Below are 24,506 nucleotides of genomic sequence, written 5' to 3'. Positions count from 1 at the left end.
GCATTTAAAACAAACACCTGTTTTCAACCTTAGTAGCAATATTCCTTTGTTTCCTGGTACTTTATAACCTGAAAGCAATATCACTACAAGCCTTACAATATTTCCAAGCAAACCCTTTATTGAAGCTAATACACAAGAAATCAATTTATATAATCTAAAAAATGATTGTGTAATTCCTGTTTTCAGTAAGGATAATGAAAGGACTATTGCACACCAGGAGTTTATTGAAATAGCACAAAATTGTGCTTCAAAGGCATTTCCACATCACAGCTTTGATACTCCTGAAATTAGACGTTTCTCATTAAATAAAAGGTAGAACACCAGGAGCTATTCATAAGAATGCAAGTGATTTATTGGAACATGAAAGAACCCAATATTTTGAAAGAATGGCTTTTATACTTTTCTTCATAGAAATATGACTGCTTTTGATTTTACTCAAGACATTCATAAAGCACTAATTGGTAATTCAGATTACCATTGGTTTTTGAGTTGTGGCAACACCTATTTGTTAGGTGTTGCTATTTTAATAATTAAAATTTATGACTAAATTTGAAATTAAATGACAATAGCATCTGTATATTTGTGACAAAATATTTTGTCTTTTAAATTATTCTAACTCTAAAATTTTATTTATGGAAAATAAAACAGTAAGATTTATTGACTTATTTGCTGGCTTAGGAGGGATTAGATTGGGATTTGAAAAAGCTTTTGAAAATTTAGGGATTAAGACAGAATGTGTAATGACTTCAGAAATAAAACCTCATGCCATTTCTTGTTTAGAAAAAAATTTCACTCATGATTATTTTGTTGGAGATATTTTTAAAGTGGAAAACAGTGCTATACCAGATTTTGACTTTCTGCTTGGTGGATTTCCATGCCAGCCATTTAGTGCTGGAGGAAAAAGACAAGGTTTTATCGATACAAGGGGCACACTTTTTTTTGAAATTGAGAGAATCCTTGAAGAGAAAAAGCCTTATGGTTTCATACTTGAAAATGTAGAGGGACTTGTTAAGCATGATTCTGAATTTAAGACCGATGAAATAGGAAGAACTCTAAAAACCATACTTAATGTATTGGAAAACAAACTCAAATACAAAGTTTCTTGGAAAGTTTTTGATTCTCTTGACTTTGGAATACCTCAATCCAGAAAGAGAATATTCATAGTAGGGACAAAAGATTCTAAAATTGATTTAGGAAACCATGTACCAGTATATAAAAATCTAGGAAGCATATTAGAAAGAGGTTTAGAAACCATAGATAGTCCGCTTATTGATAAGCTTCTTAGTCATTTTGATATTGATAATTTGGTAGGGAAATCGATTAAGGATAAAAGAGGTGGAGATAGTAATATACATAGTTGGGATATTGAGATAAAAGGTGAAGTAAATAAAACTCAGCATATAATACTCAATAAATTATTCAAAGAAAGAAGAAAAAAACATTGGGCTGAAAAAATTGGAATTGACTGGATGGATGGTATGGCCCTTACTTTAGAGCAAATTAACTCATTCATTTTTCTACCTGAGAATGAACTCTTTTTTTTATTAGAAGACTTGACTAAAAAAGGATATTTAAGGTTTGAACATCCAAAAAAACTTGTTAAAGAAGAAACATCTAATGGTTTTAAAACTTACAGAGAATATGATGAAAGTAAACCTAAAGGATACAATATTGTTACTGGTAAGCTAAGTTTTGAAATAAATAAAATTCTTGACCCAAATGATATAGCACCCACTCTTGTAGCAACTGATGTATCCAGATTAGCTGTACCTGATGGCAAAGGACTTAGAAGGCTTTCAATAAGAGAGGGTTTAAGGCTATTTGGATATCCTGAATGGTACAAAATTGACTGTAAGATTGATGATGCATTTGATTTATTAGGAAATACTGTAGCTGTTCCAGTTGTTGAATTTGTTTCTAATAAATTAGGGGATAAATTTTTACATGACACAAAGAAAGGAAAAACAGAGTTAGTCATTCAAGACTAACTCTGTAATTTTTATTCAAAAATACTTTCAAGAATTTCATCTAACAAATGTAATGTACTTTGATTTATTACATAATCACTTGAATCATATATCCTTCTTAAATCAGCCTGTCTTCCTACCCATCCAAAACCATCACAATAGTTAATCATCTTTATTTGGGCATTTCTGTGATTAACATTATGCCTCATTAAATCAGCATAAAAATTAGATAATTGGTCAGCCCTTTTAGATTGTCCACTTCCTGTTGTTATATTGTATGATGCCTCAATTAGCACTCTCGCATTTTCAACATTAGGAATTATTATATCAATATTTTTATTTAATAAAGGAAATTCTTTTTGGGTCTCATATCTGAGGGCTGAATTATTTGCTTGAATGTATATGTCAATTTTATTTGTTATAAGGGATTCAACATGACTGCCAACTCTATTAGAATATTTATCTTGGATTTCATTGTCATTTAATATTCTTTCAACATAACTCCTATCTCTCAAGTTATTGATAAAGTCATTATCAGTTAGTTTAAAATTAGCCATATAATACAAAGGTATATGCACTCCAATTTCTGAATCTCTACCATTTACAAAGAAGTTTACCAATAAAGTTCTAAAGGCTACATCATCAATAAATTTTTTAGAAATAGCCTTTATGCTCCATTCACTTGTAAATTCATTGTTGAGAAGCCTAAACCTTACTAATGACACAACCCTTTTAAGTCTTTCTTCAGATAATCCAATTAATGAAACAAGACTTTTAAGCCTTGTTACTGGAGCTATACCATGGTCATTATTTAATAAGAATTCTGTTAATCCCTCAGGAGTATTAAAACCATTTGCGGATTCAGTAATAAGTCCACTAAGATTTTCAATGCTATTCATGAAATTATTATCAAACTCATCATCAAGCATAAATGACATTGAGTTTACCCATTGATTAAAAGGAATTTTCATTTTTAATATTTTTGTAAATATAAGAAAAATCAAGGTATTTTAACATTTTATTTGATTAGAAAGCTTTTGTACTTGAAACTCTGTGAAAAATATAACACCAGAGCAAAGAATGAACAAACTTTGAACAACTATTTCAAGCATAATCCAGTTTACTTAAACAGAAATAAAATTTTTAAAAATTTTTAAGAGCTCAAATCCCCATGACTTGATAGCCCAGACCAGTCTTCAGAATCAATATCCCCCTACCATTTATTTTCAGTCACATTTTTTACACCAGGAATAATATAATACTAAAAAATATTGCTGACTTGTTTTCAACCCCATCACTTTGAAACTTGGATAGTAAAATTGTTGTTCATTCTGATATGTAATCATTCATAAAATATTGTATTCAATCATCTCCTGGTACTCTTGATTTATAAATCAAATTCTTTTGAATGATATAGTTTGAATTAGCCAAATTCCAATTCCTTTTCAACCCCAAGCCACCCCTAAAAACCCTCACTGATATAGGGCAATGACAATCATTGCCCTAATAGCTGTTTTGTAAATCATTAATAAAAATTCAAGGTGATAGCTGTAATTTTTATTGTGGATATAAAAATGGCTTTAGCAAAATCAACTCAAAAACTCAAAAATGGTAACAATTATTAATTACAAAGAAAGACAAACAGAGGATGGAAAAATATTCTTTGTTTTAGAAGCTCAAGGTGGTATTGAAATGATACAAAGCAAGGTTACAGGCAATTTTTATGCAACAGCCAAAAAAGCATTCATCCCTGCAACATTTGATGAAGTTACTTGCAAAGCCCTTGTTGGAACTCAAATGCAAGGAGAAATCATCAAGGAAGAATGTGAACCTTATGAATATGTAAACAAAGAATCAGGAGAGGTTATTATGTTATCCCACAGATATGTTTACACATCAGAAGATATGAGAAAACCACAGGGACCTTTGTATGAAAATTTGAAAGCTAATCCAAATGTATTTTCTACAAATGGCAAGCACAAATTAGAACATGCTTAAAAATATTGGAAATGACCTGTTTTGTGTTGAATTGATTTTCAGCATAAGGCAGGTATCTCTTTTTTAAATTATTTTTTATGGAAGTAGCAGAAATTAAGGTTTCCTATTCAACCAATCAAGTTGATAAAGTCAAGCTGACTGACTGTACAAGAGTCTTTAAATTTATTTTATCAAAATGGGATTTGGATATTATTGAATTTCAAGAAGAATGTAAAATTATATTGGTCAACAGAGCCAATTTTGTATTAGGCATTTATGACCTGTCTAAAGGTGGAATTACTGGAACTGTTGTAGATGTTAGAGTAATATTAAGTGTTGCTTTAAAATGTAATGCTTCAGGTATTATCCTGGTTCATAATCATCCAAGTGGAAATTTAAAGCCAAGTGAAGCAGATAGAAAAATTACCAGGAAGTTAAAAGAATCATGTAATTTATTAGAAATTAGTTTAATTGACCATTTGATTATTACCAGACATAGTTTTTTCAGTTTTGCTCAAGATGGTTTAATGTAAAAAACTACATATTTTCCCAAATCTTATATATAGAAAAGGAAAATATGTAGTTTTTCAACAGATATTATTCCTTTGGAATCCTGGTGTTTTGAAATAATAAAGAATGTGAATGTGGTCAAAATCAGTCTATTTTGATTATAATTTCAATACTTGATTTCAGTACACATAATAATTAATAGCCAAAACTTTAATTCGAAGATGATTTAAAGTTTAAGAGTTCAGATGCTTCAATACCTAACTTTTCAGCAATTTGATAAAGCAGATAGCTTGATGGATTTGTATTTCCTGCTTCAATCCTGTTCATATTAGACCTCTCAATATCACAGAGGTTGCCAAGTTCAGTTTGGGAGATGTTTTTTTCTTCTCTTAACTGTCTTATTCTTTTCCCCAATAATATTTGAAAACTCTTTTTATCCAACTTTTTAAGTTTAATAATCAAAAGTTGTCATATTTGATAAAAATATTGCTATCAAATTTGATAACATATATATTTGTAAATAAAAAAGTCAAACAATGAAATATAAAAATCCAAATAGAATTTCTGAAATAATCGGAAAAACACTATTCTACTTATTTGTCATCATTTCAACTTTTGTGACTATCTCTTTTAACCTTTCAAGACTAAAAGGTAGTTCAGAAGTATCAATAATCATTGGTTCTGTTTTGGGTAATATTCTAGCAGTTGTCCTGATTTACTATTTTTGGCGATTATTATTTAGACCTATTTATGGTTTAAGAAAAAACATTAATCTTTATTACAATAACCAATTATCAGATAAAGAGTTCAAGAAAAAATGGATAATTAGCCTTATATGCAGTCTGATTTTTGGAATATTATTTATTGTAGGGTCTTTTGGTTTTTCATTTCTATTGATGATACCTCAATACATTTTATTAAAGGAATCAAGAATTAAAACATACCAAATTCCTCCACGTTTTAATTTAGAAAACTCTTTACTACCTTCTTTAAGAGCATTCAAGAGCTTTTATGATTTTAAAAAACTTACTATAAAAGAAGTTGTCATTATTTCAATTGGTTTTGGATTAGTAGTTTCAATTCTTTCTGGTTCATTATTTTGTAAAACAAAATATTACAGGCTCTACAAGGGTAAATCAGTTGAAGTGTCTAAAGATATTTCAACTTTTGAATTATGTGGATTCAATTACTTATTAGCTATTGCTTGCTTTATTTTGTTTGCAGGGTTAGGCTATTTTTATTTGAACAACAAAAGAAAGGCTACTGAAAACGGATAAGAAAAGTGTATTACTCTGTCATATATGAAGAAAATCAAAAGGGCTATCTATTGAATACTTTTTATTATAAGCTACATTCATTAGAGTTGGTAAAATCTATTTTGGATGATTTTAGTGAAAATGACTATATATTTTCCGGTAAGGTTTTTATCCTTGAAGATAAATTCAAATTCAAGAAAACATACAATATACTTTCTCATAAAAAGAATATTCTTTCAACAGATGAATACAAAATATTATTTCAAATTGAACTTGAAAACAGTTTCCTATACCATATTGAAACAAGTTCAGAGTTTTTTGATTTTGGCAAATTACCAAGAATTGAGGATGATGCTGCGCAATATATTTCCAAGAACCTTGATGAAGGAATCAATATAGAACTTAATTAATAACCAATAAATTTAAATTATGAGAAAAACCATTTTACTTTTGATGCTATCAGTATTAACCTTTAGTTGTAGTGATGATGACACAACCACTCCAAATGAAATTTTAAACCCAAAAGAATATAAAGTACAGTTTTGGGGTAGTAGCTCACCCGAAGTCCAATACCCACTTACAGTAACTTATTATAAAGATAACCAAAGTGGTTCATTAGTGACAGAGCAAATAACTTCACAAACTAACACTGATGTCATCGAATCCCATAACTTAACTTCTTATGATAAACTTGGTTTCAAGCTTACTGTGGGAAATGGAGGTCAGGCTTCTGTAAACACAGTAATTATTACTGATGTTGAAACTGACCAAGTCATTTTTGAGAATTATACTTTACAGATTGATACTGGTCAAACTTTTATATATGATATATCCGACCAAGATTATACTCTGCAATAGTTTTCTAAACCACCTAAAAACAAGGTGGTTTTTTATATCACAAATCAAGATGAAACAACTTGACTTACCCTTTAAAATAGGCATGCAATATGAAAACTGGCAGTTTGAGCTGGATACTCTTGATGACAGGTTAGGAGGCTATCACAATTATAAGTATGTAGGTAAACAACTTAATTCTTTTCTGAACTTTACTACACATAAAACTGAATTGATTTTTAATGGAGATATTTTAACTGCTATAATAATTACTATCAAGCATTCTGATATTTACCAGCTAAACAGCATTATTCAAATCCTGGCATTAGATGCTTCCAAAGAAATTATTATAGATGAAAACAGTAGAAAATTTAAAATATGGAGAGTTATATATTACACTACTTTTAAAGCCAATAGAAAGGAAATAATTGTGATTTATGGAAAGTCAAGATTTGTTCAAAAACATTTACCCTTACTATTATAATCTATGGAAAAGGCACATAATTAGGCATACATATCAATTTAAAAAGACTGCATTATGATTTTATTAGTTTATAATCCTCCTTAGCTCAGTTGGTTAGAGCATCTGACTGTTAATCAGAGGGTCCTTGGTTCGAGCCCAAGAGGGGGAGCAGAAAAGAAAAAGACGATCAGAAATGGTCGTCTTTTTTGTTTTCTATATTTTCTATAAAATTGTTCTTAACTGAAACTAGATACTCAAAAAACATATATTTTCAATACTTTTGATTCATATCGTTACATGAAAACTTTTATAGAAAATATGAAGAAAAACAATCTAAAGATTCTAAAAAAATTTCTTTTTTACATCTTGTTATTAGCGAATGCCAATTCTTTTTCACAGAACTTATTGTTAAATCCAAGTTTTGACGGCGTATACGGAACTAATGCGGAATATGCTGGCTGTGCTCCCAATTATTTTTACAATCCTAACTGGAATGGCAATCCTTCTTCGGTTATCAATTTTTCTAAAAGCACATCCATTTCCAGAACCTCTCCAAGTAGTCAAAAAGTAGTAATCCAAAGTATTTCCGGATACTCCTATTTTGCTCAAGAATTTATGGTAAAAGGCGAGAGAACATTAAAAGCAAGTATTTGGATAAAACCAGAAATAGTGCCCATAGGGTCTCCAAAACAAAAAGTAGATTTAATTATACGATCTGATGTACCTAGTTTTCAACATATCGTTTCTAAAGAATTTGAACTGGAAAACAACAATCAGTGGCAAAAGATAGAAGTAGTTGGCAATACAAATTGTTTAATCAATGGAAATAACGAAAATAAATTTTATTTCTTCTTAAACTTTAAAACATCTGGCACCCTGTATTTAGATGACGCCAGTGTTACTGACGAAACCAATTTAATAGACAGCACAACAAATCTAATCTCAAATCCAAATTTTGAAGGAAACTATGGCACCTCTGGTGAATTTCTTGGTTGCGCTTCTCCCTATTTTTTCAATCCCAACTGGGGCACTTCTTCTTCGGATGTAGTTTTCTCAAAAGACACTGATAATTCGATATCAGGACGAGCTTGTCAAAAGGTTGTCATAAATTCCATAAATGAATACTGTTACTTTCTTCAAGGACTATATGTCCAACCCAACAGAAAGCTGAAAGCAAGTATCTGGATTAAGCCCACAAGTAATAACTTTGAGGTAGAATTTGCTTTAAGATCAAGAAGCCTACATAATCCATTTATCACGAATAAAACCTTTAATGTTGTTCCTAACGAATGGCAAAAAATTGAAATTTTTGGAGATACAAAAAATTTGGTTTCCTTAAGTCATTCACACAACCTTGATTTTTTTATAAATTTTAAATCTACCGGCACCGTTTATTTAGAAAATGCGAGTGTAACAGACGTTACGGGTTTAACATTAGAAAACATTGAAAACGGATTAGAAAACATTTTAAAAAATGGTGATTTTGAATACGGCTATAATAATGAAGGTCTTTCTCAAAGCTACGACTATAATCCAACTTGGAGTGGAAATTCAGCTTCTTTTGCCCTTTCAGAAGATAATTGCAGCCCGTATAACGGCTTAAGCTGTCAAAAGATTACTGTCAGTTCTAAACCTTCCATTTTTCATTATTTTCAGAGATTTGAAGCAAAAGGAAGCAAGATATACAAAGCTTCAATTTGGGTAAAATCTCCAGATAATGTCGAAATTGATTTTACGTTAAGATCAACATTACTTCATACTCCACGAATTTCTTCAGCAAAAACTTTAAGAGTTTCCGATCAATGGCAAAAAATTGAAATAATTGGCGGCCTAGGAAGCAATGTTGATGAAGATCAAAATCATGAATTAGATTTTTTTGTGGACTTCAGAAACACGGGCACCTTATATATTGATAACGCTAGCGTAGTAGATGTCACTGACATTATTAAACAAAAAAATGTTTCCGCTTCTACATTAGGCCATGCTATCCCTCGATCATTTTTCGGCATGCACATTAATAAATTAGGTTCAGATGAAGATGTGATACATAATCCAAATGCGCATCAAGTATGGCCTCCAGTAAATTTTGGTATGCTAAGAATGTGGGATACCGGTACAAAATGGTCTGACCTTGAGCCTTCCGATAATCAATTAAATTGGGACAGACTTGATTTATATGTTAACAAGAGAAACGACAATGATCCTGGCTGTGAAATTATTTATACTCTTGGAATGTCTCCTAATTGGGCTTCAAATAGTACCATTCCTTTTGCTGATTATATTCCTTCAGCGTATCAATCGGTATCGGGAAATATGCTCTCTCAATGGGAGGACTACGTCCAGGAAATTGGGGAAAGGTATAATAACAAAATTAAGTACTGGGAAATTTGGAATGAGGTTGAAGTGTTTTTTAATCAAGGTAATGGTAATGACAATAGCGGAATAACATTAAACAAACTTGCTGAATCGGCATATACTATTTTAAAAGAAATAAACCCAAACAATATCATATTATCGCCTAATTTCACTACATCTACCGGAGCTAGCGATTTTCTTTTTAAATGTAACGGCAATTATTACTTTGATGTGTTTTCATTTCATAAATATACAGGGGCTAATCCCGAAAGCGATATCGGAATATTTTTTGGCTATAGAAATTTATTAGATAATTACGGACTCAACAACATCCCTATCTGGAATACAGAAGGTTCAAATACCGAAGGCTTTGACGGTCCTTGCGCTAGCGGCGATGTAGCTTGCCAAAAAAGAAGAATTGGCGCCGTTTCAAGAGCCTATATTGTTCAATGGCTTTATGATGTCAAAAATTTCAACTGGTATTTTTGGGAACCGTATATATCTTCTACTGAAAACTGGGTCAATTCCGGCACTACACTAAGCTCATCAAATTCCGGCACAAATTCTGTCCTAACAATTGCAGGAACTGCTTATGGCCATCTTACCGATTGGCTTGTTGGAAAAAGCATACAGGATAAATCAATAGATCATCTCGGAAACTGGGTAGTGAAAATTTTTAATCCTTCCACCAACAGTTCCGAATACATTTTATGGAATGAAAAAAACCAAGCAAATTCATATAGTATAAATCAGGATTGGGGAATTGGCTTCAAAAAAGATTTATACGGAAATACAGAAGTAGTTTCTACAAATACGATCATGATTGATTCTGCGCCCATTTTATTGCTTTCAGAACTTGATCAAGACAGAAATATCTCAAAGGTTACAAAAGAAACTCCAAAAGAAACCCTCACTGTATTCCCAAATCCAGCCGATAATTTTCTAAACGTCTATTCTTCTCAAGAAAACACTATACTGCAAGGAAACTTATTCGATTTAACTGGAAAACTAATAGTAAAAAACATTCAATTAAATGAAGGAATCACCACTATAGACATAAAAGGGATTCAAAAGGGTGTTTATATATTAAAGGCAGTAAATTCACAGAACGTAGTTTTTACGAAGAAAGTCATTATTAAATAATATAGATTCTAGCCCAAGAGGAAGACAGAAAAGAGAAGACGATCATTTCTGATCGTCTTTTTTGTTTTTACATAATTTCGTGATAGATCTTCTAAATAAGAAGAAGCATCCCTGTTTTTTTAAATATACTAAAATGGAATTAATTAATAGAGTAATTAAAAATTACATACTATTATAATAATTAATCTTTTTAAAAAAAGCGCCTCATATAGGCGCTTTTTTTAAAAAGATTTAGTCAATTTAAGAACTAAACTGGTGTAATCCGTTTTACCTTTGTCTGGCATCTTATAATCAGACAATGAAATAATTCTAGAATTTTCATTTGCAGGTTGGTTGTTTAATTTTGTTGTTGGCTTATTCGAAAATTCTAAAGACAATTGATTAGTTTTTACTACTTGATTTTTTTTGTCTTTTTCCATATTTATTCTTTTAATAGTCCACACTCTTTTAGGGAATGAATTGCCTGAGTTTCCAGCGTAGGTAATGCTTGTAAAGATTTAGCCACTTTTGGCTTAATTGTCATCAAATCTCTTACAATAATTTTACCGTTATTTTTTCTCTCTGTAAAGTTAGTAAAAAAATTCAAATACTTACGAGGAGCAACTCCATCAAAGATTAATATCCTTACTTTATCCTTACTAGTCTCATCTTCAGTAATTGCATCATCATGTAATGTTATTCCTAAACTCTTCTTATACGGCTCTATATAATATACTTCTTTAATACCTGCAACTATTACATGTCTAGCACAATTATGACATGGATAAGTTGTCGTAAATAATTTACCATTTACCATTTTAGTACCTGAAATTTGACTTCCTGATATAATTGCGTGCATTTCAGCATGTACAGACCGCGAAAATTCAATAAGGTCTTTAATCTTAGAGTTTCTTAATTTTGAACTAAAAGAATTGACTTTAAAAACGTCCCTTTTACCATCAACCCCATTAAAGAAAATATTTAATTCTGCATCTTCTTGTAAAGTCTCCATTATACTTTGAACAAGTAGATCTTTTTGTTCATCATTACTACAGATTCCACTTTGATTACATCTAAAATCAAGCAAATCTCCTTCTCTGTATAAATTCCCTCCAAATTTTGGAACATCATTCCAACCAGTTGATAGCAATTCACCACTCTCACTTGTAATAGCTGCCCCAACTTGCCTTGATAAACAAGCTGAATTTCCAGAAGCTGATTTAGCAGCATACATTGCTGTTTCTTCTGGAGTTGGAGTTACTATTGCACTTTCAAATATTAAATGAAGGTATCGTTTAATTTTATCATCTAGTTTATTTAAATTCTCCTTTGAAACTCTTAAAAAGAAATCTCCTTCTGTAAATGTTCCTCTAACATTTTGTCCATTTTTATTATTATCATATTCATCAATATCAATAATATCTTTTATTTCTGATTGTGATAGGTTTTTATTTTTTAAATTATCTCTTCTCTCCGCTTGAGGTGAAAATATACTAAACTCATAAAAATTATCCGTATAGATTTGACGAAGCAATAGCAATTCTTCTTTATTTTTTATGGAATTAAAAATAAAGCATTTTCTTCTACTTATAAAGTCTTCAGCTTCAGGCAAAGCCCCATCATCCTTTTTTGTAATTTCATCTACACGATTATTGTAAATATCCATAATTGCAAGTTCTACTAGAACAGAATTATTATTGTATTTTTTTCTTATTGCATTTCCTTCATCAATTTTATACATTAATTCTGAAAATTCTTTAGTTTTTTCTTGGATCTGTGAATATAGATTAATTTTATATTTATCAATATAATCACTTAATTTTAAAATTTCAACGTCATAATTATATGTTTCTCTAAGTGTTGCCGCTAATGATGCGATAACTTCGTCCTTCATTGAGCCAATTGGTGAACAAATTCCGAGAAATAATTCTTCTGTAAAAGTGTTTTTCACTTTTTCTCGTGTTGTTTTTCCTTTTACATTTTCATTTTGATATATGACTTCTAATTTGGTTTGCTCCATTTGTTGTTTTATTGGTGTTTAGCAAACATACTATAAATATATAAATAATTCATTATCAAGTAAATTTATGTATTTTTGATACAAATGGAAAGACTATGGAGCCAAAAAAATTTTCTATGAGTAAACTAGAAACAGCTAGAATAAATCCTAGAGATTTTGGTGCTCATCTAAGAGATGATACGGAAGAACCCTTTAACAATAGGCCTAAATCTGTTCGTTGGCTAGATGCAGTTAGTACATATCATAAAACTGGAAGCATCTCTAAGGCAATAATCTATCTAGAAAATTCATTTTCTAATCGTCAGAAAAACAAAAAGAATATCACTGAAGTAGAAAATTTAGTCAGTTCGCTCTATTCTTATGCTAGCGACCATTCAAATCTAAAATACACCTATTATAACCACAAACATACAATGGAAATCTACTTATCTGAAAAGGTAAAAACAACAGGCTGGATTTGGATTATTAATAAAACTGACTATGGCGGTTACTCAGGTTATATTGTAGTTAACGATTCCGACAGCCATAATTGGGAAAAACAATTAAGATTTCCATTAATACAAAATTATATTGCAAAGCATATTTTTAAGTGTGAATCTAATTTAGTAGAAGTTGGAATAATTAATTATTATGAAGGAAAACATCATAAGATTAGTTATAATAAAAGAGATATAAAATCTGCCAAAAAAGAATTAAAATTTTTAGGAACAGAAATCTCATCCTTTCTTTAATTTAATACTACTATTAATAAAAACATCTACTTGTAAAAGAACACTAACACCATATCCTAAAACCTTTTCCATTTCTCACTTATAATTAATACTTTGCATAAAATTTACCACAACCACCTATGCAATTACCCCATTCCAAAGAGCTTCCAATTGGCAAACTCGCAGGTTCATTTGGCAGCACATCCGCTACATACAAATTTTATTGGCTGCTGGCTGTAATTGAATTAGTCGAAGAAAGAAACAATAAAATACTTAAGCGAGATCTTTTTGCAAGTATGATCGCTAATGCATGGTATACGGTAAATTACTTCCATGTTTCGTTTGGAAAACAAGACTTGATTCAAAAAGCAGTAGAAGATATCCTAAAGATTGAAAACCTTACAGTAGATATTAAAAAAGAAAAACTTACCCAAAAACTTCAAGATACCAAAAACAAGGCTACTGCCACAATACTATCCCATTTTAATAAAAATGTCCCACATTGGTTTTTATCCCCTTGGTTTCCAAAATCAAAGATCGAGACTCATACCGCCCAAAAGAAAAGAATTTATGAATCTTCTCAAAAACTAGAAAATGATTGTCTTTATGCCTTATATGAAGACTATATTATCATAAATCCAATTTGGACTGGCTACCTGCAAACAAACGCCAAAATAATCAAAGACTTCTGTTATTGGAATCTTTCACTTTTTCTTCAGTCCCGAAATCCAAACGTACCCGCTATCCCAAATAAACTCATCCGACCTATACTAAGGAGCTCATTGAGCAGACAGAGAAGCCAATACTGGGATATTGTTTTTGCAGAGCTTGGCACTATAGATTGTATTTTCACTAATACAAGATTAGGCAAAGATAATTTTGTTCTCGATCATTTTGTCCCTCATGCCTTTGTCTCGCATAATCTCCTGTGGAATCTTATCCCTATTGAAAAGCATTTCAATACTATTAAGAGCGATAGATTACCCTTACTCGAAAAGCATTTCGATAAATTCTTTGCCCTTCAAAAGACTGCTTATGAAATTATGAGGCACAATCCAAAATCACAGAAATTACTAGAAGACTATCTAACAATTTTTCCGGAGCTTGAAAATACTGGAGATTTCAGATATGATAAATTTAAAGAAAGCCTACAACCTTTGATAAGCATTGCAGGAAACAATGGCTTTTCATATCTCATTGGCTAATAAAAAACATTTAAAAACAAATACCCCTAAAACCTTATAACAATGGCAAAAAATCTCTGGACCCGCGAAGAATTAATTTTAGCTTTCAATCTTTATCTTAAAATAGAATTCGGAAAAACATATGCTGGAAATCCTAAAATAATCGAACTTGCCAATATAGTGGGGCGAACGCCCGCATCAATTGTTATGCGGTTGGCAAACTTTGCAAGCATAGACCCTTATCATCAAGAGAGAGGTGTTGGTGGACTAAAGAACGGCATGAACCAGGTAAAGCCAATTTGGGATGAATTCTTTAACAATCAAGAAGAGCTTGTTTTTTTAAGCGAAGAGATTCTAGCTCAAAAACAAAATCTAACTATTGAAAGTAAATACCACGATCTGCTCTTTGATCTAAAGGGATTAAAAGGAGAAACAAAAATCAGGGAAGTTAAGACCCGCGTCAATCAATATGTTTTTAGAGAAATGGTAATGGTAAATTACGCTTCGAAATGTGCAATTACCGGAATTGATATTCCTGATTTATTGCATGCAAGCCATATTATCCCTTGGTCACAGAGCGAAAAAGAAAGATTAAATCCTGAAAACGGCATTTGCTTGTCGGCACTCTATGACAAAGCTTTTGACAAAGGCTATATCGGATTAGATAAAGATTATAAAGTACTTCTTTCCTCGAGCCTAAAAAAGAAAAAGGATACCGAGTATTACTCAAGATATTTTGCTCCAATAGAGAATACTGCTATTACTACACCTATAAAATATCAACCAAGGAAAGAATTCCTAGAATATCATCTCGATACTATCTTTGATAAAAGATAATTCAAACCCTCAATAACAAAAAAAAGCCCAATACTTTCGTATCAGGCTTTTCATTAACCAATCTATATTTACCCCTTAACCACTTCAAGGTCTTTACGCTGCTATTCGCGTAATCTTAAATTTCAGTCCAAACATACATCAAAACAAAATGTGAATTTTGGACAATGAATATCCGTCGGCTTCTGCCCTATATCCGTTTATATATACAACAGAACCGTTTTAAGAAAATTCAATTTCCAAGACTCAACGCGATGACCCCTTAAAAACAAATTTACTATAGCTGTCAACTCTGTTAGACACCTTAAAACGACCTCACTTTAGCCTGTCAACTCTGTTAGACGGCTTCTCCCGAGTTGAAAGAAGCTGTCAACTGGGTTAGACACCTTAAAACGACCTCACTTTAGCCTGTCAACTCTGTTAGACGGCTTCTCCCGAATTGAAAGAAGCTATCCACTGTGTTAGACACCTCAAAACGACCTTACTTTAGCCTGTCAACTGTGTTAGACAGCTTCTCCCGAGTCGAAATATGCTGCCTTCTGTGATTTTTGAATTAAAAATTAGCATAATTGTTATTATTTTATATAATTTTTCAATAAATTTGAAATACAGAGATTTTAACTCGTTAAAGTTATAATTGTTAAATTTAATTCCATGCCGTATGAAAAAGTATTTTTTATTTTATTTCTTGTCCTTTTTTCTATACGCTCCGGCGCAAGTATTTGTTACGCCATCGGCAGCAGGAACCGGCAACGGCTCTTCCTGGGCCAATGCCGCAACGCTGCAAAATGCAATCTCAAGTATGGCGGCCAATTCTCAGATCTGGCTTAAATCGGGAGTGTATAACATAAGCACGACTTTGGATATCAATAACAATGCATCGAACGTAAAAATATACGGGGGATTTGCAGGTACTGAAACCAATCTGAGCCAAAGGGATTATCTGACCAACGTTACGACTCTTGACGGACTGACCACTACTCAAATCCTTATCATCAGGAACGATGCTATTGAGGTCAACGGCATCACCTTTACAAACGGCTTTATAACGGGCACCATTACCGGTGGTACCAATCCCAATACCGGAGGCGGAGCGATACGGGTTATGGGCAGCAACTCGGTCTTGCGAAACTGCAAATTTCTTAACAATGTATCCACCTCAGAAAGAGGCGGCGGCGCCCTGTTCATCTGGTACGGAGAAGGGCATTTGATCGAAAACTGTGAGTTTCAGGGCAATGTAAACCGTACGGCAGACGGTAATGGCGGCGGCGCTATTCACAATTGGGAGGAAAATGTCATCATCCGCAACTGCAAATTTATTGGGAATAGCTCTACAAACGATGGCGGTGCTATCTACACCTGGGTTTATAATCTTACCATCAGCGGCTGTATCTTCGAGAACAATCATTCTGATGAATCAGGCGGCGCTATCCACACCCGATCCATTGCAAATCTTTCCAATTCCGTTTTTAAATCCAACTCCTGCACTGAAAATGGAGGCGCCATTTATACATCGGAGGCGTTAAAAGTGACCAACACCTTATTCAATCAAAATACTGCCGTGGGATTAGGTGGAGGAATTTTTAACGCTGAAGCGCTATATGTTTCGAATTCTACTTTTGTTTCCAACCAAGGGTCGGGCATTATCCACAGTAATTTTCAGACCAGCGGAAGTTTTACCCGCTTGACCCATATTTTCAACTCTATTTTTTACAACAATACCACATTGATTCCCGGAAAATTAGCTGATGTAGACAAAGAGGCTAACGGGGGAACCGATCTAAGCGATAAAGATTTTAGAAGAAACATCTTTCAGTCCAATACCTTTGGCAGCAACAATCTAGTAGGCACAAATCCTTTATTCGAAAATTTTGCCGCTAGCAATTTTGCTTTGCAAAGCTCCAGCCCTGCTAAAAATTTTGGCGAAAATGCGCTGTACAATACTGTTTCGCAAACACCCGTTTCGGCTTCAACAGACTTGGCCGGCAATCCCAGATTGGGGGGCTCTGCCATTGATTTGGGAGCCTATGAATTTCCGGAAAATCTTTCCACCTCAGAAAACGACACATCCGGTAAAGTATCTTTTTACCCCAATCCTGTAAAAGATTTTTTAAACATCTCGAAAATATCTTCGAATTCAACGTATAAAATAATGAATATTACCGGACAACTTTTGTCGAAAGGAAATGTTCACAACAATACTGTAGATGTGAGAAAATTAGATAAAGGAGTGTATGTTATTCTTATAGAAGACGGGACAAAGTCTTATACTAAGAAATTCATTAAAAATTAAATAATGCCCCACCATCGCCAATACCCGAAACGTTATGCGGCTTTTAGACTAAATGAATTCAAAACTATATATGTTTAATTAAAATCAAAATATTATGAAAAAATTGCTACACCACTTTAACCTTCAAAAATATTCGGAATGAAAATCTCTAAATACCTATTATTTGTTTTCGCATTATTATTGGGCAGTGCGGTTTATTCCCAAGAAATCATTTATCCAAAAACAGCCTTCGATCAAGCTGCGGCTAAAAAAGCGCTCGAAAAAGGAAAATCTTCCATTTCGGGATTTGTTTTTTCTGCACCTCGAAATGGCTTCGGTATTAAACACGTAAACGAAAGAACCTATGGAAAATACAAAGTTGTTTCTCTTTTTCCCTTAACACCCTATATGGAAGAGTGGAAAAAACTAAGGACAAGACTTCATAATACCGGAAAAAAAATTGTAAAAATGAGCAAAGAAGCAGACGCCACAAGAATAGATGTGGAAACTGATGAAGGCGGCAACTTTACATTTAAAGATTTGAAACCTGGCAAATATTTATTGATAAGCGAAGTGTCCTGGCATTATGCACAAACCGATGAAGATCCGGAAGAAAATATTTACGTAGAAGTGTACGGTACGGCGGAAATAAAAACAGACGGTGAAAAGCTTACAAAAGTGAAGGTTACGAATTAATATAATTGAATTTTATAAAATCGAAACCTTTTCAAAACCCTAAAAAATTTCTGGATCGTGAATAAAAAATGAACAGATAAAAAAGCAAACAACGAACGCACAACAAAGGTTTATCTCACCTACGTTATAGCGATATTATTAACAATTTAAAACAAATCGTAGCATCTTAAAGCAATCTTACTTTTAGCTATAATTGAATTAAAAAGCTGATAAGATTTTGTTGGTCCTCTATCTTTAGCTTTTTTCTCAAGCGATGTCTTCCTATGTTGATGCTGTTTTGGCTCTGTCCGGTAATAACAGAAATATCTTTGGTAGAAAGATTTAATCGAAGGAAAGCCGAAAGTTTAAGATCATTTATTGTTAGGCTAGGACAACGGGAAATTAGTTTTTTATAAAAATCAATTTGATTTTCTTTGAATAATTTTTCGTATTCTTCTTTATTTAAAATTTTTTGGCTGTTCTTCAGATCTATAAGAATTGAATTTAACTCCGGTTTAAATTCGGAGCCATCTATCAGGTCTTGTAATTTTTTGTGAGTAGAATCCAATATTTCATGGCTATGAAGTATTTCTAGGCTTTTTTGGTTAATTTCATTTTTTTGCCCATCCAACTCTTCAAGCAACAATTCTTTTTCCAATTTACTTCTCATAAGCTTGCTTTTTTGAAGTTTATAGATGAGAAATAAAATAACGCAGCCTAAAGTAAGAATTGACAATCCGGCAAAATACATCCAGTTTTTCTTTTTTTGCTGTGCCAATACAGCCTCTTCTTTTAGCTTTTGCCTGTACTTGAATTCTACTTGGTTAATACGAACATCTCTAATTTTCCCTAACTCTTTTTCATTCGCATCCTTTATCTGGTGCAGGTAAAAGTTGGCCAATTGATAATTTTGTTCTCCTTCGTAAATTTTTATCAATGATTCCGAACTTTCTTTTTTAATACCAACGTAATTTGTCTGTGAACTCAAAGAAAATGCTTTGTTTAAATAATACTTTGCAGAATCTATATTCTTTTGGGGGTAGTTATAATAAAAGTAGCCTAGATTATAATAGGTATTTACTAGACTGTATTGTTCATTTAATCGTGTAGCTAAAGATTTTGCTTTAAAAAAATAATATAAGGCTTCCTCAAACTGATTAAGTTTAAAATTGACAATCCCTAAGTTCTGATAACTCATAACAGTGCTTTCAGGGTCATTCATCTGTAGCGTGCTTTTCAGGGCCGTAGTATAGATTTTTTTGGCTTCTACTAAATTCCCCTGCTTTTCTTCTAAGATTGCAAAATTATTGTATAGGAGATACGTTTTAGGATTCTTGGCCTTTTTAAATCCTTCCAAAGCCGAAGCCCAATATTTTCTTGCTTTTGATTCATTTCCCAATTTATAGTAAACGTTCCCGATTTCTTTTATGGTAGCATACCGATTTTGTGTATTTATTCTTTTTTGCAATAAGAGTTCTAAATGGTAATAATCCAATGAAAGATCGTATATGCCTTGGGAATCATATAATCCTCCTGCCGTATCATATAGTCTTATCAGAAGGCTATCGGGTATTTTTTTTTCAAAAATGAAAGCTTCCTCCAAATAATTTAGTGCCTTATTTCCGTCTGTCTCCTGAACTTTTTCTATAGCATTTAAAAGCTTTTGCACTTTGTGGATTTCACTATTAGTTTGAGCATTTAATAAAATAAAAAAGCAATTACAAGTAAAAAAACATAGTAGTATTTTCATGTTTTGTGACAAAATTTTACAGAGTAAATATATATCATAAAGGTAACAATAATCACATTTCTGTAAAATGAAATATTTTGAAATACCCTTTTTTAAAGAAGTAATATTTTGTAATCACCTCATATCGATTAATAAATGCGTGTTGATATAGTTTTGCTAATTAAAAATCTAATTAAAATTTACGATTATGAAAAACAAGAACTTTTTAATGATTGCTGCTTTTCTTTTTGGTTTATCCGTTAGCGCTCAGGAAAACGACACTATTTATTATACTAGTTTTGAAGAATACGCGGACTGGATTTACTCTGATATTGGCGACTGGACTTTGATTGATTTGGACAGTCAAGATCAAATGGGAATTGTAGGAGTCCGTTTTCCCAGAAATGAATCACATCCATTTGCTGCTAAAATCATAAACAGTACAACCGCAGTGCCAGTTGCTTCAGAAATAAATGTTCCAGATATAAGAAATTTTGATGCTAAAACAGGACAAAAAGTTCTGGGTATGTTTGCAAGCATAGAACCGAGTAATAACGACTGGATTATTTCCCCACAAATTACGCTAGGATCACAAGGAAATAAATGGATTTTCAACATGAAATCGTCTTATATGAATAGTAACAAGTATGAGAAATTCAGGGTACTGATATCAACTACCGATACGAATCCTGAGAGCTTTACAGCTTTCCCCCAAGTTTATGAAGGAGACTATTTTACCAGTTCTGAATGGACTGAATTTGTAATTGATTTGGATCAATATAAAAATCAAGAAGTTTACTTAGCCATTAATTATATTTCTGCTTTTTATGACTATCCGTTTCTTCCTGATCATTTGCAAAAGAAAGCCTTGTCACTTTTAATGGATGATTTTCTGGTGGTAGCAGATTTAGAAGAAAACAGCTACTGTGAGCCCGCAACAAACTGTGCAGACAGAGACGTAATTAACAATGTAACTTTTGCCGGAATTAATAATACTACAGAATGTAGTCCTAACGGTTACGGTGATTATACTGCCATGGTTGCAGAAGTTGCCGCAGGAGAAACTTATCCTATGTCTGTAACTGTAGGAGCAGGATGGGATTATGAATCTGTAATGGTGTGGATTGATTTTAATAATAACGCTGTTTTTAACCCATCGGAATACTATTTTATCGGGTCAAACCCTGGCACTACTAATACTGCCAATATTACAATCCCCGCAGGAACTCCAAACGGAGAATACAGAATGAGGGTAAGAGCCGTGGCGCTTAATCCTGAACACCCTGACACTGGAGATCTATCAACCTATGCCTGTGATGAAGTGAACCCTTTTGGTGAAACCGAGGACTATACTCTTACTGTGAATGAGAATTTAAGCGTAACCGAAATGCCTTCATTGGACCTTGTTTGCTATCCAAACCCTGTCAAAGATTTTTTAACGATCTCCAAAATAACTTCGGGCTCAACCTATACAATAGCAAATCTAACCGGGCAATTGTTGTTAAAAGGAAGTATTCATAACAACAATCTTGACCTGAGAAAATTAGACAAAGGAGTGTATGTCATTTTTATAGAAGACGGGGCAAAGTCTTATACTAAGAAAATTATTAAAAATTAAGGTAAAATATAGCCTCTTAAAGCCACCTTAACTTTAATGAGTCAACAATGGTAGATGATTTCTTGCTAACTACACGCCTATCAAAGTGAGTTTGACAGCCTTTTGCAATCTGCAAGAAGTCATCAACCGTTATTTTTAATATAAAACAGTATTATTTGTTATATTTTATTAAAAAACATTGGTAAAACAAAATATTTTTGTTTTACCGTACGTTATAGCCATATTATTAACAATTTAAACATAATAGCCATGAAACTTCACAAATTAAACACAAGTCATTTGCAGTATGTAGAATCCGGACAATTTATCATCCGTTTCCTGACTGACTTTAAGAACTCTACTCTGGTACCGACAGAAGATGCCGAATTTAATGCCCTCTACCAGAGCCTCCTCCAACAATCTCCTATTTATGACCGCGCGCTGATGCAGATCCAAAGCTGGGCCGAATCTAAAAAACTGATGGATCTGGATTACATCCGAGACAGAAAGATGACGACAGTACGCACTGTGGTCAGCACGTTCCGACACACCGATGATGAAGACGAAAAGAAAGCCTACGACCTCCTCATGACCTTGCTCAGGACCTATAAACGTGTAGAACACATGAATTTTGAAGCCGAAAGCCTGGCACTAGACAACTTTATCGCCGAAATACGAAGCCCGCGGTTTTCGGCCGCCGCCACAAAGCTGGCACTCGAAAAACACCTGATGAATCTGGAAGCGGCGAATACCAACTTCAAGACGCTGTTCAGCAACCGTTCGACCAACATCAACACCACCGAGGTTTTTGATACCAAGGCACTCCGCAAAAAGATATTGGAAACCTATAAAGACCTGGCCGAATATGTGCTGGTGATGGCAAAAAGAAAAAATACGCCGTTTTATACAGAACTGCTTACGATCTTGAACACCGGAAGAAGCTATTTTTCTGACCTGATCGCCCGCCGAAAAGGCACGGCTGCGGGTACTGATCCGAGAATATAACGAACTATAAATCAAAAAACAATCCCGACACTAGTATTGGGATTGTGCCGAATCCAGACAGCAATGTCTGGATTTTTTGTTTGTATAAGATTTATCCAAAAAAGTATAAGATACTATCTAAAAAAATGGCGGACATTTATACGTACAAAAACATAGTTATGAAAAAATTCATACGGAACAACAGCCTCTCCTTAGTGTTCCTGCTCCTCTTTATAGGATCGCTTGTCGGGCAGACGCTAACTGGATATCGAGAACACAACAAAGAACTTCACGAAGATGGTGCCGCACCAATACCTCTTTCAGAATACCTCCATACAGGCCATTTTATCCAAGCGACTTTCGAAAACTGGGAAAGCGAATTCCTGCAGATGGCACTATTTGTAGTCTTGGCCATCTTTCTGCAGCAGAAAGGTTCTTCGGAATCCAAGGATTTTGACAAGGCCGAAGAAGTAGACCGCGAACCCTCAAAAAGAAGAAAAGACGCACCATGGCCTGTCAAGGCAGGCGGATGGATCATGGGACTCTACAAAAACTCGCTGACGATTGTCCTGTTCCTGCTCTTTTTGGCCTCATTTGTCCTGCATTTTTACGGAAGCCTGAAAGACGAAAACGAACAGCTGGCCTTACAAGGACTGCCACAAGAAACCCCGCTTGCCTATCTTGGCGATTCCAGATTCTGGTTTGAATCCTTCCAGAACTGGCAGAGCGAATTTCTTTCGGTATTGGCAATCATCGTCCTCTCCATCTTCCTGCGCCAGAAAGGATCGCCACAGTCTAAGCCTGTAGATGCCCCGAATAGCGAAACAGGAGGATAGTAAAAAACACAAGGTCTTTTCCGTCTAAATCCGGAAAAGGAAAGTACCCTTATCCAGTCCCGAAGTATGGAACTGCCAGTTGATCTTGAGCACCTCGCGCAGCGATTGTTTTAGCACCTCGAAATCGTTGGGCTTTTTAATATAGATATTAGCACCCCCAACAAAAGTAGCGTGCACGTCGGTTTCGGAACTCGAAGTCGAATAAATGGCGATAGACAAGTCCTTGAAACGACTATGGCGACGTATTTCCGTCAGGCAGTCGTCATACTTTGTACATAACATGTTCAGGTCGAGGAACAAGATATGAGGCAGCTTTTCGTTTCCTGGATCGTGGAGGTAATCCAGAAGTTCATCCCCATTTTTGAAAAGAGTTAATTCCACATCCAGATTTAGTTCCTCAATAGCCTCCCTAAAAAGCTCGCGGTCATCTTGGTCATCGTCCGCAAGCACGATATGCATTTTCCCTTCTTTTGCCATAGATAATAGTTAATTAAGTTAGTTTGTATGTGCGATTTTTTTCCGTTCACTGATAATTTTCTTGAATGCGGAAGGCGAAAGCCCCGTCATTTTTTTAAACTGTCCCGACAAGTGGGCAACGCTGCTGTAGCTGAGCAGATGCGATATTTCCGTCAGTGACAAATCGTGCAGCAGCAGCTTTTTGGCCCGTTCTATTTTTTGGAGTATGATATAATTCTCGATCGACGTATGCGTATGCTCCGAAAATACAGCAGATATATAATTGTAGTTCATCTGCAGCCGTTCTGCCAGATAATGCGAGATCTTGGAGCTCGGCAGCTTGTCTCGCCCTACCATATCGATAATCGTATTCTTGATCCGCTGGATCAGCTGGCTCTTTTGGTCATCGAGAATATCGATACCGTAGCGCTTCAAGTTAGCCTGCAATGTCATGAAAATGGCAGGAGGTACCTTTTTCTTGATTACGATTTCGCCCAGTTCTTCCAGCTCATAATCAATCCCCAGACCTGCCAGCTGTTCTTGCATAATCGCACGGCAGGCCGCATTAATATCATATTTAATGTAGGTTTTCTTCATAAATAAGTGCTTGGTTTAATGGTCGTATAAATATAATAATAAAAAGGTTCCAAACTACAATTTTAGGAAACCCTTAGCATGTGAGTCCATTCCGTTAAAAACCGAAAAGCAAAAAAACAGCCACAAAA

25 protein-coding genes, 1 tRNA gene and 1 pseudogene are annotated in these 24,506 nt (G+C 33.7%); 20 read left to right on the top strand and 7 right to left on the bottom strand.

Annotation, left to right across the window (positions count from 1 at the left end):
* Positions 1 to 79: 79 nt before the first annotated feature.
* From GGR22_RS17175 to dcm, 4 genes and pseudogenes are all read left to right on the top strand, one after another.
* Positions 80 to 316 carry a DUF3871 family protein gene (locus GGR22_RS17175; protein WP_317169787.1) on the top strand — a complete coding sequence of 79 codons (237 nt, stop codon included), beginning with the start codon at positions 80 to 82 and terminating at the stop codon, positions 314 to 316.
* The gene (locus GGR22_RS17215) at positions 306 to 419 is read left to right on the top strand and encodes a DUF3871 family protein (RefSeq protein WP_317169786.1); all 114 of its coding nucleotides are present in this window, start codon (positions 306 to 308) and stop codon (positions 417 to 419) included. Before GGR22_RS17175 ends, GGR22_RS17215 begins: the two co-directional genes overlap by 11 nt.
* Positions 414 to 547: pseudogene (locus tag GGR22_RS17220) on the top strand (hypothetical protein); the annotation flags it as partial. The gene GGR22_RS17215 and the pseudogene GGR22_RS17220, both read left to right, overlap by 6 nt.
* Positions 548 to 632: 85 nt before the next feature.
* Positions 633 to 1,988 carry a DNA (cytosine-5-)-methyltransferase gene (gene dcm / locus GGR22_RS08170; RefSeq protein WP_182493246.1) on the top strand — a complete coding sequence of 452 codons (1,356 nt, stop codon included), beginning with the start codon at positions 633 to 635 and terminating at the stop codon, positions 1,986 to 1,988.
* Between the two features lie 11 nt (positions 1,989 to 1,999).
* Here the strand turns inward: dcm and GGR22_RS08165 are convergent, their stop codons facing one another.
* Positions 2,000 to 2,938, bottom strand: a complete 939-nt coding sequence (locus GGR22_RS08165) for a DpnII family type II restriction endonuclease (protein WP_182493245.1) — start codon at positions 2,936 to 2,938, stop codon at positions 2,000 to 2,002.
* 637 nt (positions 2,939 to 3,575) lie between these two features.
* On the opposite strand from GGR22_RS08165, the gene GGR22_RS08160 reads away from it, so the two are divergent.
* Positions 3,576 to 3,965, top strand: coding sequence for a hypothetical protein (locus tag GGR22_RS08160; RefSeq protein WP_182493244.1), 390 nt, complete (start codon positions 3,576 to 3,578; stop codon positions 3,963 to 3,965).
* A 77-nt stretch (positions 3,966 to 4,042) separates the two neighbouring features.
* On the top strand, positions 4,043 to 4,477 hold the full coding sequence (locus tag GGR22_RS08155) for a JAB domain-containing protein (RefSeq protein WP_182493243.1): 435 nt from the start codon (positions 4,043 to 4,045) through the stop codon (positions 4,475 to 4,477).
* Between the two features lie 187 nt (positions 4,478 to 4,664).
* On the opposite strand, the gene GGR22_RS08150 is transcribed toward GGR22_RS08155, so the two are convergent.
* The gene (locus GGR22_RS08150; protein WP_246336929.1) at positions 4,665 to 4,895 is read right to left on the bottom strand and encodes a helix-turn-helix domain-containing protein; all 231 of its coding nucleotides are present in this window, start codon (positions 4,893 to 4,895) and stop codon (positions 4,665 to 4,667) included.
* Between the two features lie 95 nt (positions 4,896 to 4,990).
* Between GGR22_RS08150 and GGR22_RS08145 the strand changes: the two genes are divergently transcribed.
* From GGR22_RS08145 to GGR22_RS08120, 6 genes are all read left to right on the top strand, one after another.
* Positions 4,991 to 5,731 (top strand): hypothetical protein, encoded by a 741-nt coding sequence (locus GGR22_RS08145; protein ID WP_182493242.1) that lies wholly within the window; start codon positions 4,991 to 4,993, stop codon positions 5,729 to 5,731.
* A 50-nt stretch (positions 5,732 to 5,781) separates the two neighbouring features.
* Positions 5,782 to 6,120: a hypothetical protein gene (locus tag GGR22_RS08140; RefSeq protein WP_182493241.1), complete on the top strand. Its 339-nt coding sequence runs from the start codon at positions 5,782 to 5,784 to the stop codon at positions 6,118 to 6,120.
* 19 nt (positions 6,121 to 6,139) lie between these two features.
* Positions 6,140 to 6,568: a hypothetical protein gene (locus GGR22_RS08135; RefSeq protein ID WP_182493240.1), complete on the top strand. Its 429-nt coding sequence runs from the start codon at positions 6,140 to 6,142 to the stop codon at positions 6,566 to 6,568.
* 49 nt (positions 6,569 to 6,617) lie between these two features.
* Complete coding sequence (locus GGR22_RS08130; RefSeq protein ID WP_182493239.1) at positions 6,618 to 7,028, top strand: hypothetical protein; 411 nt, start codon at positions 6,618 to 6,620, stop codon at positions 7,026 to 7,028.
* Positions 7,029 to 7,102: 74 nt separating this feature from the next.
* Positions 7,103 to 7,176 (top strand) — tRNA-Asn (locus tag GGR22_RS08125).
* A gap of 446 nt (positions 7,177 to 7,622) precedes the next feature.
* Complete coding sequence (locus tag GGR22_RS08120; protein WP_182493238.1) at positions 7,623 to 10,505, top strand: T9SS type A sorting domain-containing protein; 2,883 nt, start codon at positions 7,623 to 7,625, stop codon at positions 10,503 to 10,505.
* 221 nt (positions 10,506 to 10,726) lie between these two features.
* Here GGR22_RS08120 and GGR22_RS08115 read toward each other — a convergent pair whose 3' ends face one another.
* A complete protein-coding gene (locus GGR22_RS08115) occupies positions 10,727 to 10,924 on the bottom strand; it encodes a hypothetical protein (RefSeq protein ID WP_182493237.1) in 198 nt (65 codons plus the stop codon).
* A gap of 2 nt (positions 10,925 to 10,926) precedes the next feature.
* Entirely contained in the window at positions 10,927 to 12,504 is a 1,578-nt protein-coding gene (locus tag GGR22_RS08110; protein WP_182493236.1) for an anti-phage dCTP deaminase, read from the bottom strand.
* Between the two features lie 116 nt (positions 12,505 to 12,620).
* On the opposite strand from GGR22_RS08110, the gene GGR22_RS08105 reads away from it, so the two are divergent.
* The 5 genes from GGR22_RS08105 to GGR22_RS08085 all read left to right on the top strand — a co-directional run bounded on the left by GGR22_RS08105 (position 12,621) and on the right by GGR22_RS08085 (position 18,200).
* On the top strand, positions 12,621 to 13,235 hold the full coding sequence (locus GGR22_RS08105) for a hypothetical protein (RefSeq protein WP_182493235.1): 615 nt from the start codon (positions 12,621 to 12,623) through the stop codon (positions 13,233 to 13,235).
* A gap of 119 nt (positions 13,236 to 13,354) precedes the next feature.
* Positions 13,355 to 14,419 carry an HNH endonuclease domain-containing protein gene (locus GGR22_RS08100; protein ID WP_182493234.1) on the top strand — a complete coding sequence of 355 codons (1,065 nt, stop codon included), beginning with the start codon at positions 13,355 to 13,357 and terminating at the stop codon, positions 14,417 to 14,419.
* 42 nt (positions 14,420 to 14,461) lie between these two features.
* On the top strand, positions 14,462 to 15,235 hold the full coding sequence (locus GGR22_RS08095; protein WP_182493233.1) for an HNH endonuclease: 774 nt from the start codon (positions 14,462 to 14,464) through the stop codon (positions 15,233 to 15,235).
* 658 nt (positions 15,236 to 15,893) lie between these two features.
* Positions 15,894 to 17,525, top strand: coding sequence for a T9SS type A sorting domain-containing protein (locus tag GGR22_RS08090; protein ID WP_182493232.1), 1,632 nt, complete (start codon positions 15,894 to 15,896; stop codon positions 17,523 to 17,525).
* Between the two features lie 138 nt (positions 17,526 to 17,663).
* Positions 17,664 to 18,200 carry a hypothetical protein gene (locus GGR22_RS08085; RefSeq protein ID WP_182493231.1) on the top strand — a complete coding sequence of 179 codons (537 nt, stop codon included), beginning with the start codon at positions 17,664 to 17,666 and terminating at the stop codon, positions 18,198 to 18,200.
* Positions 18,201 to 18,387: 187 nt separating this feature from the next.
* Here the strand turns inward: GGR22_RS08085 and GGR22_RS08080 are convergent, their stop codons facing one another.
* Complete coding sequence (locus tag GGR22_RS08080; protein WP_182493230.1) at positions 18,388 to 19,929, bottom strand: tetratricopeptide repeat protein; 1,542 nt, start codon at positions 19,927 to 19,929, stop codon at positions 18,388 to 18,390.
* Positions 19,930 to 20,116: 187 nt separating this feature from the next.
* Here GGR22_RS08080 and GGR22_RS08075 point away from each other — a divergent pair, with 187 nt between their 5' ends.
* From GGR22_RS08075 to GGR22_RS08065, 3 genes are all read left to right on the top strand, one after another.
* Entirely contained in the window at positions 20,117 to 21,526 is a 1,410-nt protein-coding gene (locus GGR22_RS08075; protein ID WP_182493229.1) for a GEVED domain-containing protein, read from the top strand.
* 249 nt (positions 21,527 to 21,775) lie between these two features.
* On the top strand, positions 21,776 to 22,510 hold the full coding sequence (locus GGR22_RS08070; protein WP_182493228.1) for a DUF6261 family protein: 735 nt from the start codon (positions 21,776 to 21,778) through the stop codon (positions 22,508 to 22,510).
* A gap of 158 nt (positions 22,511 to 22,668) precedes the next feature.
* Entirely contained in the window at positions 22,669 to 23,325 is a 657-nt protein-coding gene (locus tag GGR22_RS08065) for a DUF6766 family protein (protein WP_182493227.1), read from the top strand.
* Positions 23,326 to 23,349: 24 nt separating this feature from the next.
* Here the strand turns inward: GGR22_RS08065 and GGR22_RS08060 are convergent, their stop codons facing one another.
* Together GGR22_RS08060 and GGR22_RS08055 are read right to left on the bottom strand one after the other, a co-directional pair.
* Positions 23,350 to 23,802: a response regulator gene (locus GGR22_RS08060; protein ID WP_182493226.1), complete on the bottom strand. Its 453-nt coding sequence runs from the start codon at positions 23,800 to 23,802 to the stop codon at positions 23,350 to 23,352.
* Positions 23,803 to 23,820: 18 nt separating this feature from the next.
* Positions 23,821 to 24,378 carry a helix-turn-helix domain-containing protein gene (locus GGR22_RS08055; RefSeq protein ID WP_182493225.1) on the bottom strand — a complete coding sequence of 186 codons (558 nt, stop codon included), beginning with the start codon at positions 24,376 to 24,378 and terminating at the stop codon, positions 23,821 to 23,823.
* Positions 24,379 to 24,506 lie beyond the last annotated feature (128 nt).

The organism is Flavobacterium gossypii, assembly GCF_014138495.1.
Taxonomy (GTDB): Bacteria; Bacteroidota; Bacteroidia; order Flavobacteriales; family Flavobacteriaceae; genus Flavobacterium; species Flavobacterium endophyticum.
Note: the sequence above shows the minus strand (reverse complement) of the source record. Positions and strands in the feature narration are given on the sequence as shown.

What these genes read in the sequence shown, in the direction of transcription:
- dcm (WP_182493246.1), top strand. Translation starts at nt 633, where the DNA reads ATGGAAAATAAAACAGTAAGATTTATTGACTTATTTGCTGGCTTAGGA.
- GGR22_RS08165 (WP_182493245.1), bottom strand. Translation starts at nt 2,938, where the DNA reads ATGAAAATTCCTTTTAATCAATGGGTAAACTCAATGTCATTTATGCTT.
- GGR22_RS08160 (WP_182493244.1), top strand. Translation starts at nt 3,576, where the DNA reads ATGGTAACAATTATTAATTACAAAGAAAGACAAACAGAGGATGGAAAA.
- GGR22_RS08155 (WP_182493243.1), top strand. Translation starts at nt 4,043, where the DNA reads ATGGAAGTAGCAGAAATTAAGGTTTCCTATTCAACCAATCAAGTTGAT.
- GGR22_RS08145 (WP_182493242.1), top strand. Translation starts at nt 4,991, where the DNA reads ATGAAATATAAAAATCCAAATAGAATTTCTGAAATAATCGGAAAAACA.
- GGR22_RS08135 (WP_182493240.1), top strand. Translation starts at nt 6,140, where the DNA reads ATGAGAAAAACCATTTTACTTTTGATGCTATCAGTATTAACCTTTAGT.
- GGR22_RS08130 (WP_182493239.1), top strand. Translation starts at nt 6,618, where the DNA reads ATGAAACAACTTGACTTACCCTTTAAAATAGGCATGCAATATGAAAAC.
- GGR22_RS08120 (WP_182493238.1), top strand. Translation starts at nt 7,623, where the DNA reads ATGGTAAAAGGCGAGAGAACATTAAAAGCAAGTATTTGGATAAAACCA.
- GGR22_RS08115 (WP_182493237.1), bottom strand. Translation starts at nt 10,924, where the DNA reads ATGGAAAAAGACAAAAAAAATCAAGTAGTAAAAACTAATCAATTGTCT.
- GGR22_RS08110 (WP_182493236.1), bottom strand. Translation starts at nt 12,504, where the DNA reads ATGGAGCAAACCAAATTAGAAGTCATATATCAAAATGAAAATGTAAAA.
- GGR22_RS08105 (WP_182493235.1), top strand. Translation starts at nt 12,621, where the DNA reads ATGAGTAAACTAGAAACAGCTAGAATAAATCCTAGAGATTTTGGTGCT.
- GGR22_RS08100 (WP_182493234.1), top strand. Translation starts at nt 13,355, where the DNA reads ATGCAATTACCCCATTCCAAAGAGCTTCCAATTGGCAAACTCGCAGGT.
- GGR22_RS08095 (WP_182493233.1), top strand. Translation starts at nt 14,462, where the DNA reads ATGGCAAAAAATCTCTGGACCCGCGAAGAATTAATTTTAGCTTTCAAT.
- GGR22_RS08090 (WP_182493232.1), top strand. Translation starts at nt 15,894, where the DNA reads ATGAAAAAGTATTTTTTATTTTATTTCTTGTCCTTTTTTCTATACGCT.
- GGR22_RS08085 (WP_182493231.1), top strand. Translation starts at nt 17,664, where the DNA reads ATGAAAATCTCTAAATACCTATTATTTGTTTTCGCATTATTATTGGGC.
- GGR22_RS08080 (WP_182493230.1), bottom strand. Translation starts at nt 19,929, where the DNA reads ATGAAAATACTACTATGTTTTTTTACTTGTAATTGCTTTTTTATTTTA.
- GGR22_RS08075 (WP_182493229.1), top strand. Translation starts at nt 20,117, where the DNA reads ATGAAAAACAAGAACTTTTTAATGATTGCTGCTTTTCTTTTTGGTTTA.
- GGR22_RS08070 (WP_182493228.1), top strand. Translation starts at nt 21,776, where the DNA reads ATGAAACTTCACAAATTAAACACAAGTCATTTGCAGTATGTAGAATCC.
- GGR22_RS08065 (WP_182493227.1), top strand. Translation starts at nt 22,669, where the DNA reads ATGAAAAAATTCATACGGAACAACAGCCTCTCCTTAGTGTTCCTGCTC.
- GGR22_RS08060 (WP_182493226.1), bottom strand. Translation starts at nt 23,802, where the DNA reads ATGGCAAAAGAAGGGAAAATGCATATCGTGCTTGCGGACGATGACCAA.
- GGR22_RS08055 (WP_182493225.1), bottom strand. Translation starts at nt 24,378, where the DNA reads ATGAAGAAAACCTACATTAAATATGATATTAATGCGGCCTGCCGTGCG.